Raw genomic sequence first — 16,309 nt, 5'->3', positions numbered from 1 at the left:
ATAAAGGCGCCACTGAAAATAAGTTACGCCAATTTAGGGACGCGGAGTATAGCAGGCAATGGGGGATAAGTGCGATTAAAAAAACATCAATCAAGGCGTTTTTCGGGGTATTTGAGCCTGAAGCCTAATACCCATAAATCCGCTATGGATATGGCTTAGGGCGGAATTGACCGCCCAAACCGACCAGCCTAGAGACCCTTTCCTAATCCTTGGGCAAAATGCAGCAAATTCACCAGCGCCAAACTGATAATCACTAGCCAAGTGAGCAATACGCCCCAGAAACGCCCAAAATGATAACCGCCCTGGCCTTGGGTTAAGCCGATAGCATGGAGTAGGCGCGCCACTATCCACACAGTCCCAAAGCAATGGAGATAAAATACAGGTAAGCCACCGGCTTCGGCCACCAGCATGAGAATCAATACGATAGGCGCATTTTCGATCAGGTTGACATGGACACGATTCGCTAAGGCGAGCGCATTGTTACCCCCATCGCCTAGGCCGATTTTCTGACCTCGCCTTAATTTCACTACTCGATAAGCCAAAGCGACAATTAATAGCCCTGTGAGGCTAGCGTAAAGACCCGTTACCATCAAAGACATACCTATTATTCCCCTAATCAAAAAGCTGACTATAGCCCGAGCTGCAAAAATTCAGCAATTTATTTGTATTAAGGTTAAAAGCCGTTAACCTTTTATAGACAAGATAGGTTAATATGCGCGCGTTAATCCCTACAACTTTTTATACAGTGAATACCCCGATTGGATAACGACGATTTTATCGAAAAACGCAGATTTATCATCAAGCTAGGCAAGGCATTGCATAAGTTTGGCACACCCGCTTATCGCCTAGAAACCCACTTACAAACCGTTGCGCGCACCTTAGGTATCGAAGGCTACTTCCTTATCTCGCCAACTTCGATGACCTTCGTTTTACAACACGATACCGATCAAGAATATAACCATGCCGCTCGAGTGAAGCCCGGCGAACTCGATTTAGGCTCCCTCGCGCGCACCGATGAATTAGTCGATGAATTAACTTCGGGCAAGCGCACTTTGGCCGAGGCCTTAGAGCGCTTAGAAGAAATCGCCAACAAACCCAATCCCTATGGCCCAGTGTTAACTTGTTTTTCATTTGGTACTTCTGCCGCAGCCTTTGCCATGTTGATGGGCACAGGTTGGAACGATGTATTTTGGTCGGGGTTATTAGGTTTATTCGTTTATGGTTTGGTATACCGCGCCGAACGCTCGGCACGCATGGCCGAAGTGCTCGAACCCTTCGCCACCATTCTTTGTGCTATCGCCGCCTGCGGCATAGCGCGCATCGATCCCAACATTAATATCCCAGTGGTGATCCTCTCCTCGATCATTATTTTTATTCCCGGCTTAGCCTTAACCTTAGGTCTGGCCGAACTCGCTGCGCGGGATTTGATTTCCGGCACGGCGCGTATCATGGATGCGAGCATGCTGCTGTTTAAGCTGTACTTTGGCGCAGTGCTCGGCATGGCTATTGGCAAGGCTATTTTTGGCGAAGCGATTCATATCGAGCCAGAAGGCTTGCCACGCTGGGCAATTTGGTCGGCGGTGCCGATTTTATCTATGGCGTTAGTGTTTATCTTCAAGGCGCGGATGCAAGATTCACCTTGGGGCGTATTAGCAGGGATAGTGGCGTTTTTCTCGGCCATGCTCGGCGGGCATTATTTTGGTGATTCGGTGGGTATTTTCTTTGGCGCCTTGGCTGTCGGGATTTACTCCAACCTCTTCGCCCGCTGGATGAAAGCTCCCGCCTCCATCGCCCTGTTGCAAGGCATAGTCATCTTAGTGCCCGGCAGTAAAACCTATATCGGACTCAATGCCTTAATCTCAGGTGAGACTATGCTCAATCAATCCCATATTGGCTCGCAAATCTTTTTGATTTTTATGTCGCTGATCGCGGGATTGATTTTTGCCAACGTCGCCGTGCCGCCAAGGCGAACATTGTAACAATTGTGAATTCGGCTGGAGCCCGCGCCCAGCCGCTACCTCAAGACAATCTTAAGCTAACCTTAAGTAAAATCAGAAACTTATTAAAATGTTTTCTTGACTAGCCTCCACTTTCCATGTGTTATTAAATTGTGAATTGCAGAGTGAAGTTGTTTTCGCTGCAGTCGTCAATTTCATGGGAGTGGTCTTTTATGCAGAAATTCATTCAGTATGCATGCATCCTACCTTGTTGTGTTGGCAGCCTGATCAGTGCTGCCCAAGCAGAAGACGCTAAGCTCGCCGATCCCGCAACACAGGCTCAAGAAACCAAAAAAGTCAGCAAGATTGTCGTAGTTAACAATCCTATTTTTGATGAATCCGATCCCGATGCTTTTTTCATCCACCGCTGGGCGAACGCCCTGCATATCAACACTAAAGAATACGTGGTGCTCGATAAACTGACCTTCGGCGAAAATGATACTGTCACCCAGAAAGATCTCGATGAATCGCAACGGCTATTACGGGCCGTGCCCTATATCCGCGACGCCAAAATTTATGTTGCCGAAAAAGATCCCCTCGCCGATACCGATCCCACGGTTGAATCCGTTGTCGTCGAAACCTGGGATAACTGGTCATTATTACCGACTGCTAGCCTGAGTAGTTCAGGTGGCGACACTCGCTATTCCTTCGGCGTTAAAGAAGATAACTTACTCGGAACAGGTATTCGCACTCGACTCAAGTACCAGTCCAACGAGTCCCGCAATGGCTATAAATTTGCGTTCGAAGCTCCGTTGAGCATTATCGAACACGGCACAGTTGCTGCCGAGTTTTACGACAATAGCGACGGCCAAGCTAAACACGTTTATGTCAGTAAGCCCTTCTATTCACTCGATACCAATATCATGTATTCGGCTGAGTTTTTAGACGATAACCGTATCGATACGATTCGACAAAATGGGCAAGATATAAATGAATTCGAACACACAGTCGACTACCTCAATCTAAAATACGGTTGGTTAATCAATAAAAACAGTGAGCATCTTTCTCGCTTTATTACCGGTGTTACCCAAGACAAACATGAGTTTGCCAATTCAGATCTCTACCCCAATTCGATGCTGCCTCAAGACAGGGACTTTATGTACCCTTGGGTCGCATACGAGTTTATCCAAGATGATTTCCACGTACTGAATAACGTTCACCTGATAACCAATAATGAAGACTTTAACTTAGGCTGGCATCACTATGTGCAACTCGGCATAGAAACCAACGACATAGGAGATAACAATCCTGTCGGCTACCACGTCAATTGGCAAAGTACTGGCGGCTATAAGTTTAACGATCAACTGTGGCTGTTAGAAATGGGCGGCACTAGCACAATAGGCACAACCCAAAAAGACACTTACAAGGTCGATATCCAAGCCGAATACTTCTATCAAATCAATCCTAAGTGGACAGCCTACGGCAAAGCATGGGCTAGCCTTTCAAAGAACACTTATCTGGATCTGAGCAAAGGGCTGGGAGATGAAACTGGCGTACGCGGCTATCCCAACGAATACCAACAAGGGGACAATCAGTGGTTACTGACCGCCGAGATACGCAACTACCCCAATATCAACTTATACCAACTGGCTGAATTAGGTTGGGCAGTGTTTGCCGATCTGGGCCAAGCTTCCGGCGGCCAACTAGCCGAGAATAACGAAGTCAGCGGTCCACTGGGGAGCATAGGCATAGGCGCGCGGATTTATTCCTCTCGCTCCAGTTACGGCAACGTCGCCCATATCGATTTTTCACTCCCTTATACGGGCGGCGAGTCAGTCAACAGCTGGGAATGGCGATTCCTAGTAAAAAGCAGTTTTTAGTCGCTGATTTAGGAACTGTAAATCCGACAAAACCAAACGCTAGCCGCCATAGGAAGGCTGGGCAGTTAGAGTTTGGTCATCCAACGCAAACCAAAGGTGCTACGCAGCAGTTTTACTGTGCTGTTGTGGCGCATTTGAAACAGACATCCCAAGCTAAAACTGACGATTAAGCCAGGTGTCGACCCGATAAAAGCACGACCGCTTTGCGCTAGTTGTTGTTTCCTCACCTGCAATAACTCATGCTGCAGCCGACCTTGCTCCGTCAGTACAGTGAGCTCTAATTGCTGCTTTTTAAGTAACTTTTGCACTAGCATTGTTGATCTTCCTGTTGTTTGTTGACTGACTTTTGAGTAGAAAACAACAACCGTAACTGTTGCCAAGTCTTTGAAAAACCCGCTTGCGACAGTACATAGCTCAGGCTACGCCAACACCAAATCAATAACACGAACTGCAATACCACTAATGCGCTCGCGGTAATCAACAACGAGCCGCTCAGTTGAAACAGCATATAGCCCAGCAGCAATAAAATACTGCCCCAGAATAGGGTAATACCCGTCCCAAAACAGACAACCAAAGCCGCAGCAATAATCAAGCTGCGACCCGTTAACTGCCATTCTGCCGTTGCTATTTTTCCTGCCAAATTTAACTGATTGATATAGGCCTGCTTCACCGAGCTGCTCAGTGCCGCTATTTCAGCCAATTGCTCAATGGCCTGATCAACCACCTTATTCTGGGCAGCGGATGCAGGCTGCCCAGTGGGTTCAGCATGCTGGACTGATCTTTGCTCTGGCGCCTCTGACTGTGCACGGTTTTGCATAAATCCACCCTAACGACGGCGTAACAAGGCCGTCAACACAACACCAGCTGCAAACGCTATCCCAGCTGTGGCCAGCGGATTTTGCGCTGCCAGCTCACGGGTTTTACTGTAAGAGCTTTGCAGTTGCTGTTTGATTTCCTCTTGCTTGTGCGCCAGCGTTTCCTGCGAGCTGGCGGCGGTTTTACGCAAAGTATCCTCTGCAACAGCGGCTTTCTCTGCCACAGCGTCAACGGCATGATGCGTCACTTCGCTGGCTTTCGCTGTGGTTGGTGAATTCAACGCGCCGTTATCTTTACTATTAGTTTGTTCTGTTACACTTTTTGAACTGGCCATTGTCAGACTCCTTGGTGAACACTGTGCAATGCAACAAGATGCTGCACTTTGCATATAAACCAATGCAATGGCTAAGCCAATTGATATAAACATATAAAAACAAACAGTTACACTTAAACTCTTTATATCCGCGATCTCAGTTAACGGTAGATGTTACCTACATAGGGTAATTTTTACCTGCAGCGAAGGTTGATAAAGGGAGCAACAGAACAGAGAACTAAATAGGATATAGATTGGATACGGACGGGGAATTCAACACTTTGATTTTTAATCATTTAACAAGTAACGGTCGCTTAAAGCTGCAACAGTTAAAAACAAAAAGCCCGTTTGTCATTACGACAAACGGGCTTTTTATTGAATGAGGTGAGTTGGCCGATAAGCCGGGTCCTGTCTTGGACAGTCATTCATCTAGGCCTGCAATCGCTCACAGGCTCAAGCGACCTACCCGGTTCCAACGCGAGCCACGCCATACGGAACCCTATTTGGTCTTGCTCCGGGTGGAGTTTACCTTGCTACGAACTATTGCTAGCCGCACGGTGCGCTCTTACCGCACCCTTTCACCCTTACCGACCTGATAAATCAGGCAGGCGGTCTACTCTCTGTTGCACTTGTCGTCGGTTCGCACCGCCCAGGCGTTACCTGGCACCCCGCTCTTTGGAGCCCGGACTTTCCTCCCCGTTCTTGCGAACGCGGCGACTGTCTGGCCAACTCGGCGCGGATTATAGCCTAAGCCACCCTGATGCACCACAGATAATCCGCTCGCGGCCGTTTTAGCGCTTATAAATCAGACTCTAGCCCATATTTATACAGAGCATTCTTTTTAAGCCCATGAATTTGCGCGGCAATTGCAGCGGCTTTCTTCAATGGCAATTCTTCACATAAGAGCTTGAGCGTGTTGATGGCGACCGTGGGAATCGCTTCGTCATCACTTAAATGGTAACCATGCACCATAAGCACGATTTCGCCCTTCTGCTGATTCGGGTCAGTACTTACGGTGGCAAGCACTTCTGAGACCGGGCCAGATAAAAAGGTTTCGAAGGTTTTGGTCACTTCGCGCGCCATCACCACATGGCGATCGCCGCCCAGCACTTCGACCATAGTCGTTAAGCTATGCTCGATGCGGTGCGGTGATTCATAAAAAATCAGCGTGCGCGGATCTTCTTTCAGTGCCAATAACTTATCGGCACGGGCTTTTTCTTTTGATGGCAGAAAACCCTCGAAAGAAAAACGGTCCGATGGCAAACCAGAGGCGCTCAGGGCGGTAATCGCCGCGCAAGGGCCGGGCAGAGGGATCACATTAAACCCAGATTGGCGCACATGGGAGACTAAGTGGTAACCCGGATCGGAAATCAACGGCGTACCCGCATCAGAAATTAATGCTATCGACTGTCCAGCGGCAAGCTGATCGACAATCCACTGGGCACGCGCACGCTCATTGTGGTCATGCAAGGCAGTGGTTTTAGTGGTAATGCCAAAGTGGCTCAATAACTTACCGCTGTGGCGAGTATCTTCACAGGCGATCAATGAAACCTGATTCAGCACCTCTATTGCCCGTGAGCTCATATCGCCCAAATTACCTATGGGAGTAGGAACTATGTAGAGTGCGACGCTTTGGTCCATATATACCTCTGTAATGACAGTGCCAAGACTTTCGTCAAGCGCGAGAGAAGGTTAAACTAGAGGCCGCATCTTACCAGAGTGAAGCCCAGTGTTAAAAAGCCTGAATACAACTAAGTTCGTTTCCGTGGCCATTTTATCGGTAATCTTGGCGGGTTGTGGTGTTTCATCGCCCAATTCCACTGGAACAACCGCCACAGTGGCTACCTCATTAGCATCCGCACCTTTGGCGGCAAATGTCTATCTGGCGCAAGCGGCTAATAGCAAAGACCCGCAGCAGCGCGATACTTATCTGCTGCTAGCAGCCCATGCCTATATTAATGCCAATGACTATGCGGCGGCGCAAAAGCTACTTAAATCGATACAGCCGAGCTTAACTCAAAGCCCTACATTACTGGCCGAACATAAATATTTAACTGCACGTGTACTTGAACATACGTCCACCTACAGTGATGCCCTTAAAACCTTAAATTATCCAAGTAGTTGGAGCCTGCCAAGCTGGCAAATGACGGCCTATCACCAATTCAAAGCGCATTTATATCAATTGAATAAACAGCCAATTGAACAAGTGCGCGAGTTGAGTTTGCTGACAACTTACTTGCCACCCGCCCAAGCCAACGAAGTGAATAACACCATTTGGCAAGTGCTGCAGCCGATGCACGAACAAACCATAAAGACGTTTACCCAAGATGCTAAGACTCCAGTGTTTGCGGGCTGGTTACAACTGGCTTATATCGCTAAGCATTATGCCGTCGATCCCACCCAGTTAGTGCGCTACTTAGGTGAATGGCAGAAACAAAATCCTTATCACCCTGCTGCAGCCAAACTGCCCGCCGATTTGGATAGAGCCTTAAACGCTAAACCATTTACGCCGAAAAATATTGCCGTGCTGTTGCCGCTGACGGGGCCAAGAGCGAACGCCGCCAATGCGATTCGCCAAGGTATATTAGCTAGCTATATGGCAAAGCAAAACGATCAAGTCGCAGTGAATTTTTACGACACGGCCAACGATGCGGCGAGTGCCTATCAACAGGCACTGACAGCAGGAGCCGAGTTTATTATTGGCCCATTACTACCGACTGAAATCGAACAAATACAAGTGATGAATGCAGCAAATACTGCCACCACTAATGCGCTGACCAATGCGGCTAACCCTGAAAAAACAGCTAATACAGTTGCAGCTGCGCCTGTACCACAACTGTTTTTGAATCAAGTTGATAAATTCACCCCCGATCCAAACAAATTCTACTTTGCGCTATCGCCAGCCCAAGAAGCAGCCGATGCCGCCGAGCATTTATATCAAGATGGCGTCACTATGCCATTGCTGCTCGCCAGCAATGATGCCCTTGGTAAACGTATGGCCGAAAGCTTTATTCAAGCGTGGAAAAAGAAGAGCGATAACGTCGTCGAAGTCTATTATTACGATGGCGGCGACCAAATGAAAACCACAGTGCAAGATGCCCTTGGCGTACGTGATAGCCAAGCCCGTATTGCACGCATCAAGGAGCTGCTGGGTAACTCAGTGCAGGCTGACTTCCGCTCACGCCAAGATATTGATGCCATTTATATGATTTCAACACCGCAGGATCTGACTCTGCTCAAGGCCTTTATCGACGTAAACTTTAGCGTATTCACTCAACCTGTGCCCTTGTATACCTCAAGCCGCAGCCGAGTTGAGAACGAAAGCACACAAACGGCGCAGGATTTAAATAACCTCACTCTCAGTGATGCACCTTGGCTGATGCAAAACGGCGAACAAAACCTTATGGTTAACACATTATTTTCGGGCTGGAATAACAGCCAGAAACGTTTGTTTGTTATGGGTTATGATGCAATGGACTTGATCGGCCGCTTAGCGCAAATGCGCTCATTTACGGGCTACCAATTCAATGGCCGCAGCGGCGCTTTATCGGTTAACCCAGATGGCATAGTAAACCGCCAATTAAGCTGGGGACGTTACCAAAGAGGCAGCTTCCGCCAGCTATGACACTCGGACAACAGGCAGAAGCGCACGCACAACGTTACCTTGAACAGCAAGGGTTAACTTTTGTCGAACGTAATGTCCGCTATCCATTTGGGGAAATTGATTTAATCATGCGCCATAAAAGCCATTGGGTATTTGTTGAAGTAAAATATCGCTCGGCAACCCAATATGGCGGCGCATTACAGGCTTTAAGCACGGCGCAAATAACGCGGATTCGCAAAGCGGCCAACCATTATTTGCAACTCAATCGGCTCGATGTGCCCTGTCGTTTCGATGTCATCGCCATGGAAGCCGATCAAATTCATTGGCTCGTCGATGCCTTTTAAGCGCCAATAGTGCGAGAGTAGCGCCACAAATTATTTTTAACGTCTGTGCCTCAACACGCTTGTGGAAATATGGCATGATAGCAACACTTTATCCTGAAAGGATTTATCCATGTTAGAACGCATTAAAGACAGCTTTACTGAATCTATCCAGACAAAAATCGATGCAGCCGAAGCACTGCCAGAATCCATCGCCAAAGCGGCCGAGATGATGGTGCACTGTCTTTTGGGTGGCAATAAAATCCTTGCTTGCGGTAACGGCGGCAGCGCTGGCGATGCACAACATTTCTCAGCTGAATTGCTAAACCGCTACGAGATTGAGCGTCCACCCTTACCGGCCATCGCCCTGTCTACTGACACTTCAACCATCACAGCTATCGCCAACGACTATAGCTATGATGAGATTTTCTCAAAACAGATTTTTGCCTTAGGCCAACCGGGCGACATTCTGCTGGCAATCTCCACCAGCGGTAATTCAGGTAACGTAATCAAAGCCATGGAAGCCGCATTAAGCCGCGACATGACTATCGTTGCCCTAACGGGTAAAGATGGCGGCGCTATGGCTGGCCTGCTGAGCGTGGGCGACGTAGAAATCCGCGTGCCTTCTAACGTCACCGCACGAATTCAAGAAGTGCACTTACTGGTGATCCACTGCCTGTGTGACAACATTGACCGCACACTCTTCCCGCAGGACGAGCAGCAATGAGACACGCTGCCCCACTGTTAATGGTTTGCTTGCTGCTACAAGGCTGCGCCGGTGCCGTTATGGTGGGCGCAGTGAGTGGCGCCATGATGGCCAATGATGAGCGCACTGTTAAGACACAGATTGATGATACTAATACGGATTTTAGGATAACTAGCGCACTGCTAGAGCAAGAAGATCTTAAAAAACAAACCAATATCACTGGCGTGTCCGTCAATGGCAATGTGCTTATGATAGGCCAAGCCCCTAACTCCATGTTAAGGGATAAGGCCATCAAGGTTGTGCAAGACCTTAAGCTAGGCGGCAAGATCCACAATCAGATCCGCATTGGCAACCCGACTTCTTTCACTACACGCAGCAACGACACTTGGGTCACCACCAAAGTGAAGGGCCGCATGTTAAACGAGAAAGATTTAGATGTGACTCGCATTAAAGTCATCACTGAAAATGGTGAAGTATTCTTACTTGGTGTTATCCATCGCTCGCAAGCAGATTTAGCTGTCGATATCGCCCGCAATACAGCAGGCGTGCGTAAAGTGGTGAAAGTATTTGAATATACAGAGTAACTTTACAATTCAAGTATGTTGAAATGTGAGTATTTAGGCAGTGAAGCCTAAGTCGCGAGTCAACTCGCATACTTAGGCTTAAACGCTCAGCGTTATTTCCCCGTTAGTGTATCTGCAACCTTAGGCGTCGATTTTGATAACAGCGACCCTAACCAAGGTAAACACAACGAAGGCAACACAATCAAAGCAGCGCCGAGCCAGCTTAAGTTATCCAACCACTCATCGAATAACAACCAGCCTAAAAAGACAATAAATAACAAGCCAGTGTATTCCGCAATCGCGATATCGCTTGCCTGTGCTTTACGGTAGGCCAGCACGCAAAACCAATGATACACAAGTAAAAATGCGTTGCTCAGCAATGCCACGCCCACCAGCTCCCAACTCAAACCTTCGATGCCCTGAAACGCCGCAATCACTAACGTCGCTGGAATACCCAGTAAGTTATACAACATCAGCGTTAACACGGGATGCTCTGCATTAGGCACTTTTTTCAGCGCTAACTGATTCACCGCAAAGGTAAAAGCCGAAAATAGCACAGCAATGCCATACCAGTTCATTTCACTCGGCCGCAGGATAATCAAAATACCAACAAAACCTAAGCCAGTGCAGATGGTCTGGGCAGCAGTGATCCGCTCCCTCAGGAAAAAATACCCCATCAAGATGATCATCAAAGGTGCCGAGTAAAACAATGAGCTAACCGTCGCGAGTGGCAATGCCATCAAGCCAATAATTAAAAAAAGCGCGCCAACTGAGCCTATGTTGGCACGCCAAAGGTGAACTGAAATATGTGTCGTCATCGGCCGCTGTGAATACAACCACACTGGCAACAACATAAAGACTGAGGAGATTTGCCTGACAAGAAGGAAAGTCGAGGCATTCGCATCGTCCGGTAACCACTTGATCGACACATCATAGAAGGCACTAAATAGATTACCTACTATCAATAAAATCAAACCGATAACAACTGGGCGTTGCATTTTTTAACATCCATAAATCTCAATGGCGGCATGATAATCCCCCAAAAACTTAAGCTGAAATGATGCTTTCTCATGCTAGATGAATTAAATTCATACTAAAGCCTTTAGATATTGAAAATTATGAGAAAGCTACCACCATTACGCGCTCTGCAAGTGTTTGAGGCCGCCGCCAGACAGCAGCATTTTTCTAAGGCAGCCGATGAACTGTGCATCACCCAAAGTGCGGTTTCTCACCAAGTACGAGTATTAGAAGAGTATTTTGGCGAGCAACTGTTTGACCGCCAGGGGCGTAAACTGCAGTTAACCCCGAAGGGACACGGACTATTTCTAGAGTTAGAGCGGATATTCAACGAGTTAAGTGATCTTAATTTGAAGGTGCGCGACACGCCCAATCAGCAGCTGTGCTTAGCAGTTTACAGTTCCTTCTCGGTGAAATGGTTGATCCCCAGACTCGCCGATTTTCGCCGCCAATATCCGAGCGTAAAAATCCGCCTTGAGATGATCACCCAAGATCCTGATCTCAGCACTAGCACGGCAGATATCTTTATCGCAGGAAAACTGAATCAACGCGGCTATTGGCAACAGTTACTACACAAAGAACGGCTAATCCCAGTGTGCAGCCCAAATTTCTACCTTAAATGGCGCGACATAAGCCTGAATAATTTCCAGCAACAAGCCCTGCTGGTTGTCGATGAAGGCCCACTCGGACTCGACTGGCACAAGTGGTCATCGGCGCACCAAATCCCACTCGATAACGAACAACAACATGTGTTTAGTCATATTGTGATGGCGATTGAGGCGGCGATTGCAGGCCAAGGCTTAGCCCTAGCGCCGGACTTTATGGTGGCAGGTGATATCACCACGGGGCGTTTGGTCGCCTTGAATCTTCCCGATGTGCATACTGGATTTGAATTTACTTTCTTTTGTAAGCAACGCCGTTTATCAGAACCTGCGATTGCCGCCTTCTCCTCTTGGCTTAAATCACAGGCCTAAGGTGAGCATACAGACACAAAAAAGCCGACGCTGACGTCGGCTTAATTTATCGCTATCGGTTGATTACACTAACAAACCAATCTTCTCGTACACTTTTTTCAGCGTCACTTCGGCGCGCGCCTGCGCACTCTGGGCGCCCGCTTTCATCACTTGGTCTAAGTATGTACGATCGGCACGAATCGCGCGGTAGCGCTCTTGCAGCGGTTCTAACATGCTCACAACCGCTTCACCTGCTGCACCTTTCAAATGGCCATACATCTTGCCTTCAAACTCGGCTTCTAGGCTTGCAATGCTTTGCCCCGTCACACCCGACATGAGACTCAGTAGGTTAGAAACGCCTGGTTTATTTTCCATGTCGAAACGCACGACAGGCGGCTCATCACTGTCTGTCATGGCTTTTTTCAGCTTCTTCAGTACAGATTTCGGATCTTCTAACAGGCCGATGACGTTGTTACGGTTCTCGTCTGACTTAGACATCTTCTTCAGCGGCTCCTGCAGCGACATGACTTTCGCGCCATGCTCAGGAATAAACGGCTCAGGAATAGTGAAAGTATCGCCGTAAGCATTATTGAAGCGAGTCGCGATATCACGCGTTAACTCAAGATGTTGCTTCTGATCTTGACCAACTGGGATTTCGTTCGCTTGATAAATCAAAATATCCGCCGCCATCAGCACAGGGTAACCAAACAGACCCACGTTGATGTTGTTAGCATGCTTTTGTGACTTATCTTTAAATTGCGTCATGCGGCTCAACTCGCCCATTTGGGTGTAGCAGTTTAGTGCCCAACCCAATTGCGTATGTTGTGGCACCTGTGACTGGATAAACACTGTGCTCTTTTTAGGATCGACGCCACAGGCCAAATACAGAGCTAAAGTGTCTAAACAAGCTTCGCGCAACGCTTTAGGATCTTGACGCACGGTAATAGCATGCAAGTCGACTACACAATACAGGCAGTCGTGGCTATCTTGCATCGCAACCCATTGACGCAATGCACCCATGTAGTTACCTATGGTTAATTCGCCGGACGGCTGTGCACCGCTGAGTACTATGGGTTTGGTCATTACGTCATTGCTCCACTATCTATATTAAAAAGACTATAAAAAATCGACTAAAGAACGGGTAAACACCTATTACTTGAGAGGTTTACCCAGTTCAAAATCTCACTAAATTGCTCACATACGGCATCTGGGCCACTGAGCCCAATATCTTCACCGTAGTTGTAGCCGTAGGTCAAGCCGATTGACGCTATCCCAGCCGCTTTCGCCGCTAAAATGTCGTTTTTAGAGTCGCCGACCATCAATAACGCCTCTTTATCCAATTGCCACTCATGCAATAAGTGCTGCAGCGGCAAAGGATCGGGCTTCATCTTAGCTAGGGTATCGCCACCTAACACTAAGCTGAAAAAGTCATTAATCCCAAAGGCATTGAGTAATGGCAAGGTAAAACGATAGGGTTTATTGGTGACAACGGCGAGCTTAAAACCTGCATCGAACAAGGTTTGCAGTACTTGATGCACGTCACTATACAGCGCACTGTGTTTTTCAAGATTCTCTTGATAGTGATTCATAAAAATCGGCATGGCCGCATCCAGTGCGGTTTGCTCAACATCCGCTCCCAAGGCATGGGTCATGGCGCGGCGCATTAACATTTCGGCACCGTTACCGACCCAAGTACGCACTTGCGCCTCAGAGCAGCTCTTCAAACCTAACTCGGCTAAGGCTTGCTGCGTGGCAACGGCTAGGTCCGGCACACTGTCGATCAGCGTGCCATCAAGATCAAACGCTATCGCTTTAATCTTATCCCACATGCCTATGCCCCAACTTTAGCAAGTTCGGCACGCATCTCATCAACAACAGCTTTGTAATCTGGCTTGCCGAAAATGGCAGAGCCCGCAACAAACATGTCGGCACCGGCGGCAGCGATTTCAGCAATATTGTCGACCTTAACGCCGCCATCCACTTCTAATCGAATATCAAAACCACTGGCATCGATACGCGCACGCACTTGACGCAGCTTATCTAAGGTCGATGGAATAAAAGATTGCCCGCCAAAACCAGGGTTGACCGACATCAACAGAATCACATCCAGCTTATCCATCACATGGTCGAGATAATGCAGTGGTGTAGCAGGGTTAAACACGAGACCCGCTTTACAGCCACATTCTTTGATCAACTGAAGTGTACGATCGACGTGCTCTGAGGCTTCTGGATGGAAAGTAATAATAGATGCGCCCGCTTTAGCAAAATCAGGCACGATACGGTCAACTGGCTTAACCATCAAATGCACATCAATATCGGCGGTAATACCGTAGTTACGCAGCGCTTGGCACACCATGGGGCCAATCGTTAAGTTAGGAACATAGTGATTATCCATCACATCAAAATGCACTACGTCGGTCCCCGCATCTAACACGGCTTTTACATCATCACCCAAACGGGCAAAATCGGCAGATAAAATCGATGGAGCAATCAAGAATGGACGCATAAAACACTCGCTGCTATTTGGATAAAAAGTGCCTTATTTTACCCTGAGCCAAGCTAAGCCTCTATAGCTAAAGCCACATTTCTGGCAATTGATACGCGATGCCCGTGTCAGCAAAGCAGCACATTCTGTAACTATCGCAGTCAATTGGGGCTTGGATTCGGTAAAATAAGCTAATATTTACGCGCATTTTGGCGGCAATTGATAAATTTTTGTTCATAAACTAGGCGAGTTTGTTATACTCGAGGCGCAATGCTGGTTCATTTCAAAGGAAGCGTTATGAAGGGGCGGTTTAGTTTGTTTTCACACTATGTTAAGTCAGTGACATTTAAGTCATCTATGATGTTGGCATTCACTGCTGTGGTCGTGGCCACGTTAGCTTTTGGCGTTGAAAAACTTACGGAAAATACCGAAACAGCTTCATGCGCTTGTAGCAGTGACACCCGTTACAATAATGCTCTGCCTAGTAGTCATCCTAATAATCGTTGCGCCGATCAAGCACAAACCCTAAGTTGGAAAACGTGGCTCACAGGAAAAAACCGTTCGAGTCAGTTCCACTTTGTCGATCTGCTTGAGCTATTACACGGCCATCAAGATAAACCTATGGATGACCTCAAGCCCACTACATCGCATCTCGCCTATTAATGCTTAGCCGTATCTGGCAAGTATTCCACAGTACCGTCGCCGCCTTTTTCGGGGTACAAACTGACGAAAATCGTAAAAAAGACTTCCAAACGGGTTCACCGTTACCTTACATAGCTATGGGAATCGTATTGGCAATCGTTTTAGTGGCAAGTCTGATGTTTCTCGTAGGACAAGTGCTTAGCTAAACCTAAGCTATGTCGAACCTAATCTTCCTTTGGATCATAGTTTTCATCATATAACGCCATCAACTCATCCACCTTGTTCCGGCCACTGCCATTTTGACTAATGTTACGTTGCACTTGGATTGTCGCTAAGTGAGCGCCGCGGTATAACTCGCGAGTCAATGGAATATCATGATTACTGATCAATACCGGAATGCCACGCTCCAGTGCTGTATGGCGAGAATGACGGGCAAGCAGTGCTTGATCGTCTAGACTAAAACCCGCACCAACATATGTCGTAAAACTGGATGTAGTCGACAATGGCGCATAAGGTGGATCGCAATAAACCACATCGCCGCTACGTGTCTGCTCGAAGGCTTTTTCGTAGCCTATGCATTTAAACTCGGCACGTTGCGCTTTTTCAGAAAAGGCCCAGATTTCCTTTTCGGGGAAATACGGCTTTTTATAGGAACCAAAAGGCACATTGAAACCGCCCTTACGGTTATAACGACATAAACCATTAAAACCATGACGGTTTAGATAGAGGAAATACACGGAACGCTGGAAAGGGTCACGGCATTTATTAAAGTCGGTCCGCACCTTATAGTAAGCATCTTTTTGATTCATCTCATCAACAAACAACGCCTTAGCTGCGGCAATGTAAGCTTCTGGTTGATGCTTCACAATCTGGTATAACTCGATCAAATCCTGATTAATGTCACAGAGCAGATAGCTAGGATAATCCGTATTTAAGAAAACGGATCCGGCACCCACGAATGGCTCGACCAAACGGTCTCCAGTAGGTAAATAACTGGCCAATTCATCCACCAATTTAAATTTACCGCCAGCCCACTTAAGGAAGGCTCTGTGTTTTTTTATCATTTAACTTGA

General features: G+C 47.6%; 19 protein-coding genes and 1 other RNA gene. 9 read left to right on the top strand and 11 right to left on the bottom strand.

Annotation, left to right across the window (positions count from 1 at the left end; genetic code table 11):
- Positions 1-188: 188 nt before the first annotated feature.
- Positions 189-599 (bottom strand): MAPEG family protein, encoded by a 411-nt coding sequence (locus K5Q99_RS10340; protein WP_106649122.1) that lies wholly within the window; start codon positions 597-599, stop codon positions 189-191.
- Positions 600-758: 159 nt separating this feature from the next.
- On the opposite strand from K5Q99_RS10340, the gene K5Q99_RS10335 reads away from it, so the two are divergent.
- Together K5Q99_RS10335 and K5Q99_RS10330 are read left to right on the top strand one after the other, a co-directional pair.
- Positions 759-1,979: a threonine/serine exporter family protein gene (locus K5Q99_RS10335; protein WP_220776807.1), complete on the top strand. Its 1,221-nt coding sequence runs from the start codon at positions 759-761 to the stop codon at positions 1,977-1,979.
- A gap of 191 nt (positions 1,980-2,170) precedes the next feature.
- A complete protein-coding gene (locus K5Q99_RS10330; protein ID WP_220776806.1) occupies positions 2,171-3,817 on the top strand; it encodes a BamA/TamA family outer membrane protein in 1,647 nt (548 codons plus the stop codon).
- A gap of 65 nt (positions 3,818-3,882) precedes the next feature.
- Here the strand turns inward: K5Q99_RS10330 and K5Q99_RS10325 are convergent, their stop codons facing one another.
- The 5 genes from K5Q99_RS10325 to rsmI all read right to left on the bottom strand — a co-directional run bounded on the left by K5Q99_RS10325 (position 3,883) and on the right by rsmI (position 6,587).
- Positions 3,883-4,131, bottom strand: coding sequence for a hypothetical protein (locus tag K5Q99_RS10325; RefSeq protein WP_220776805.1), 249 nt, complete (start codon positions 4,129-4,131; stop codon positions 3,883-3,885).
- The gene (locus tag K5Q99_RS10320) at positions 4,125-4,634 is read right to left on the bottom strand and encodes a hypothetical protein (RefSeq protein WP_220776804.1); all 510 of its coding nucleotides are present in this window, start codon (positions 4,632-4,634) and stop codon (positions 4,125-4,127) included. The genes K5Q99_RS10325 and K5Q99_RS10320 overlap by 7 nt, the downstream gene beginning before the upstream one ends.
- Positions 4,635-4,643: 9 nt before the next feature.
- Entirely contained in the window at positions 4,644-4,967 is a 324-nt protein-coding gene (locus K5Q99_RS10315; protein ID WP_006083526.1) for a DUF883 C-terminal domain-containing protein, read from the bottom strand.
- A 360-nt stretch (positions 4,968-5,327) separates the two neighbouring features.
- An RNA gene (gene rnpB / locus K5Q99_RS10310) (RNase P RNA component class A) lies at positions 5,328-5,679 on the bottom strand.
- Between the two features lie 65 nt (positions 5,680-5,744).
- Positions 5,745-6,587 carry a 16S rRNA (cytidine(1402)-2'-O)-methyltransferase gene (gene rsmI / locus K5Q99_RS10305; protein WP_006084494.1) on the bottom strand — a complete coding sequence of 281 codons (843 nt, stop codon included), beginning with the start codon at positions 6,585-6,587 and terminating at the stop codon, positions 5,745-5,747.
- A gap of 88 nt (positions 6,588-6,675) precedes the next feature.
- Here rsmI and K5Q99_RS10300 point away from each other — a divergent pair, with 88 nt between their 5' ends.
- The 4 genes from K5Q99_RS10300 (at position 6,676) to dolP (ending at position 10,160) form a co-directional block, all read left to right on the top strand.
- Positions 6,676-8,571 (top strand): penicillin-binding protein activator, encoded by a 1,896-nt coding sequence (locus K5Q99_RS10300; protein WP_220776803.1) that lies wholly within the window; start codon positions 6,676-6,678, stop codon positions 8,569-8,571.
- The gene (locus K5Q99_RS10295; protein ID WP_220776802.1) at positions 8,568-8,894 is read left to right on the top strand and encodes a YraN family protein; all 327 of its coding nucleotides are present in this window, start codon (positions 8,568-8,570) and stop codon (positions 8,892-8,894) included. The genes K5Q99_RS10300 and K5Q99_RS10295 overlap by 4 nt, the downstream gene beginning before the upstream one ends.
- Positions 8,895-9,003: 109 nt before the next feature.
- Positions 9,004-9,597, top strand: a complete 594-nt coding sequence (locus K5Q99_RS10290; RefSeq protein WP_006083530.1) for a phosphoheptose isomerase — start codon at positions 9,004-9,006, stop codon at positions 9,595-9,597.
- Entirely contained in the window at positions 9,594-10,160 is a 567-nt protein-coding gene (gene dolP, locus K5Q99_RS10285) for a division/outer membrane stress-associated lipid-binding lipoprotein (protein WP_106649115.1), read from the top strand. Before K5Q99_RS10290 ends, dolP begins: the two co-directional genes overlap by 4 nt.
- Before the next feature lie 92 nt (positions 10,161-10,252).
- Here dolP and K5Q99_RS10280 read toward each other — a convergent pair whose 3' ends face one another.
- Positions 10,253-11,137: a DMT family transporter gene (locus tag K5Q99_RS10280; protein ID WP_106649114.1), complete on the bottom strand. Its 885-nt coding sequence runs from the start codon at positions 11,135-11,137 to the stop codon at positions 10,253-10,255.
- A gap of 120 nt (positions 11,138-11,257) precedes the next feature.
- Between K5Q99_RS10280 and K5Q99_RS10275 the strand changes: the two genes are divergently transcribed.
- Positions 11,258-12,130, top strand: coding sequence for a LysR substrate-binding domain-containing protein (locus tag K5Q99_RS10275; RefSeq protein WP_006084499.1), 873 nt, complete (start codon positions 11,258-11,260; stop codon positions 12,128-12,130).
- Positions 12,131-12,193: 63 nt separating this feature from the next.
- On the opposite strand, the gene trpS is transcribed toward K5Q99_RS10275, so the two are convergent.
- The 3 genes from trpS to rpe are packed head-to-tail and all read right to left on the bottom strand — an operon-like array spanning position 12,194 to position 14,615.
- Positions 12,194-13,192: a tryptophan--tRNA ligase gene (gene trpS, locus K5Q99_RS10270; protein WP_220776801.1), complete on the bottom strand. Its 999-nt coding sequence runs from the start codon at positions 13,190-13,192 to the stop codon at positions 12,194-12,196.
- Between the two features lie 47 nt (positions 13,193-13,239).
- Positions 13,240-13,938 (bottom strand): phosphoglycolate phosphatase, encoded by a 699-nt coding sequence (locus tag K5Q99_RS10265; protein ID WP_220776800.1) that lies wholly within the window; start codon positions 13,936-13,938, stop codon positions 13,240-13,242.
- Between the two features lie 2 nt (positions 13,939-13,940).
- Positions 13,941-14,615 carry a ribulose-phosphate 3-epimerase gene (rpe, locus tag K5Q99_RS10260; protein WP_012090481.1) on the bottom strand — a complete coding sequence of 225 codons (675 nt, stop codon included), beginning with the start codon at positions 14,613-14,615 and terminating at the stop codon, positions 13,941-13,943.
- A 276-nt stretch (positions 14,616-14,891) separates the two neighbouring features.
- Between rpe and K5Q99_RS10255 the strand changes: the two genes are divergently transcribed.
- Both K5Q99_RS10255 and K5Q99_RS10250 read left to right on the top strand, forming a co-directional pair.
- Complete coding sequence (locus tag K5Q99_RS10255) at positions 14,892-15,257, top strand: hypothetical protein (protein ID WP_220591366.1); 366 nt, start codon at positions 14,892-14,894, stop codon at positions 15,255-15,257.
- Positions 15,257-15,442 (top strand): DUF2970 domain-containing protein, encoded by a 186-nt coding sequence (locus K5Q99_RS10250; RefSeq protein ID WP_220591367.1) that lies wholly within the window; start codon positions 15,257-15,259, stop codon positions 15,440-15,442. The genes K5Q99_RS10255 and K5Q99_RS10250 overlap by 1 nt, the downstream gene beginning before the upstream one ends.
- Before the next feature lie 18 nt (positions 15,443-15,460).
- Here K5Q99_RS10250 and K5Q99_RS10245 read toward each other — a convergent pair whose 3' ends face one another.
- Positions 15,461-16,300: a Dam family site-specific DNA-(adenine-N6)-methyltransferase gene (locus tag K5Q99_RS10245; RefSeq protein WP_220776799.1), complete on the bottom strand. Its 840-nt coding sequence runs from the start codon at positions 16,298-16,300 to the stop codon at positions 15,461-15,463.
- Positions 16,301-16,309: the final 9 nt, after the last annotated feature.

Source organism: Shewanella hafniensis (assembly GCF_019655335.1).
In the GTDB taxonomy this organism is placed as follows: domain Bacteria; phylum Pseudomonadota; class Gammaproteobacteria; order Enterobacterales; family Shewanellaceae; genus Shewanella; species Shewanella hafniensis.
This window is presented reverse-complemented; position numbering and strand designations above follow the sequence as displayed.

What these genes read in the sequence shown, in the direction of transcription:
- K5Q99_RS10340 (WP_106649122.1), bottom strand. Translation starts at nt 599, where the DNA reads ATGTCTTTGATGGTAACGGGTCTTTACGCTAGCCTCACAGGGCTATTA.
- K5Q99_RS10330 (WP_220776806.1), top strand. Translation starts at nt 2,171, where the DNA reads ATGCAGAAATTCATTCAGTATGCATGCATCCTACCTTGTTGTGTTGGC.
- K5Q99_RS10325 (WP_220776805.1), bottom strand. Translation starts at nt 4,131, where the DNA reads ATGCTAGTGCAAAAGTTACTTAAAAAGCAGCAATTAGAGCTCACTGTA.
- K5Q99_RS10320 (WP_220776804.1), bottom strand. Translation starts at nt 4,634, where the DNA reads ATGCAAAACCGTGCACAGTCAGAGGCGCCAGAGCAAAGATCAGTCCAG.
- K5Q99_RS10315 (WP_006083526.1), bottom strand. Translation starts at nt 4,967, where the DNA reads ATGGCCAGTTCAAAAAGTGTAACAGAACAAACTAATAGTAAAGATAAC.
- rsmI (WP_006084494.1), bottom strand. Translation starts at nt 6,587, where the DNA reads ATGGACCAAAGCGTCGCACTCTACATAGTTCCTACTCCCATAGGTAAT.
- K5Q99_RS10295 (WP_220776802.1), top strand. Translation starts at nt 8,568, where the DNA reads ATGACACTCGGACAACAGGCAGAAGCGCACGCACAACGTTACCTTGAA.
- K5Q99_RS10290 (WP_006083530.1), top strand. Translation starts at nt 9,004, where the DNA reads ATGTTAGAACGCATTAAAGACAGCTTTACTGAATCTATCCAGACAAAA.
- dolP (WP_106649115.1), top strand. Translation starts at nt 9,594, where the DNA reads ATGAGACACGCTGCCCCACTGTTAATGGTTTGCTTGCTGCTACAAGGC.
- K5Q99_RS10280 (WP_106649114.1), bottom strand. Translation starts at nt 11,137, where the DNA reads ATGCAACGCCCAGTTGTTATCGGTTTGATTTTATTGATAGTAGGTAAT.
- K5Q99_RS10275 (WP_006084499.1), top strand. Translation starts at nt 11,258, where the DNA reads ATGAGAAAGCTACCACCATTACGCGCTCTGCAAGTGTTTGAGGCCGCC.
- trpS (WP_220776801.1), bottom strand. Translation starts at nt 13,192, where the DNA reads ATGACCAAACCCATAGTACTCAGCGGTGCACAGCCGTCCGGCGAATTA.
- K5Q99_RS10265 (WP_220776800.1), bottom strand. Translation starts at nt 13,938, where the DNA reads ATGTGGGATAAGATTAAAGCGATAGCGTTTGATCTTGATGGCACGCTG.
- rpe (WP_012090481.1), bottom strand. Translation starts at nt 14,615, where the DNA reads ATGCGTCCATTCTTGATTGCTCCATCGATTTTATCTGCCGATTTTGCC.
- K5Q99_RS10255 (WP_220591366.1), top strand. Translation starts at nt 14,892, where the DNA reads ATGAAGGGGCGGTTTAGTTTGTTTTCACACTATGTTAAGTCAGTGACA.
- K5Q99_RS10250 (WP_220591367.1), top strand. Translation starts at nt 15,257, where the DNA reads ATGCTTAGCCGTATCTGGCAAGTATTCCACAGTACCGTCGCCGCCTTT.
- K5Q99_RS10245 (WP_220776799.1), bottom strand. Translation starts at nt 16,300, where the DNA reads ATGATAAAAAAACACAGAGCCTTCCTTAAGTGGGCTGGCGGTAAATTT.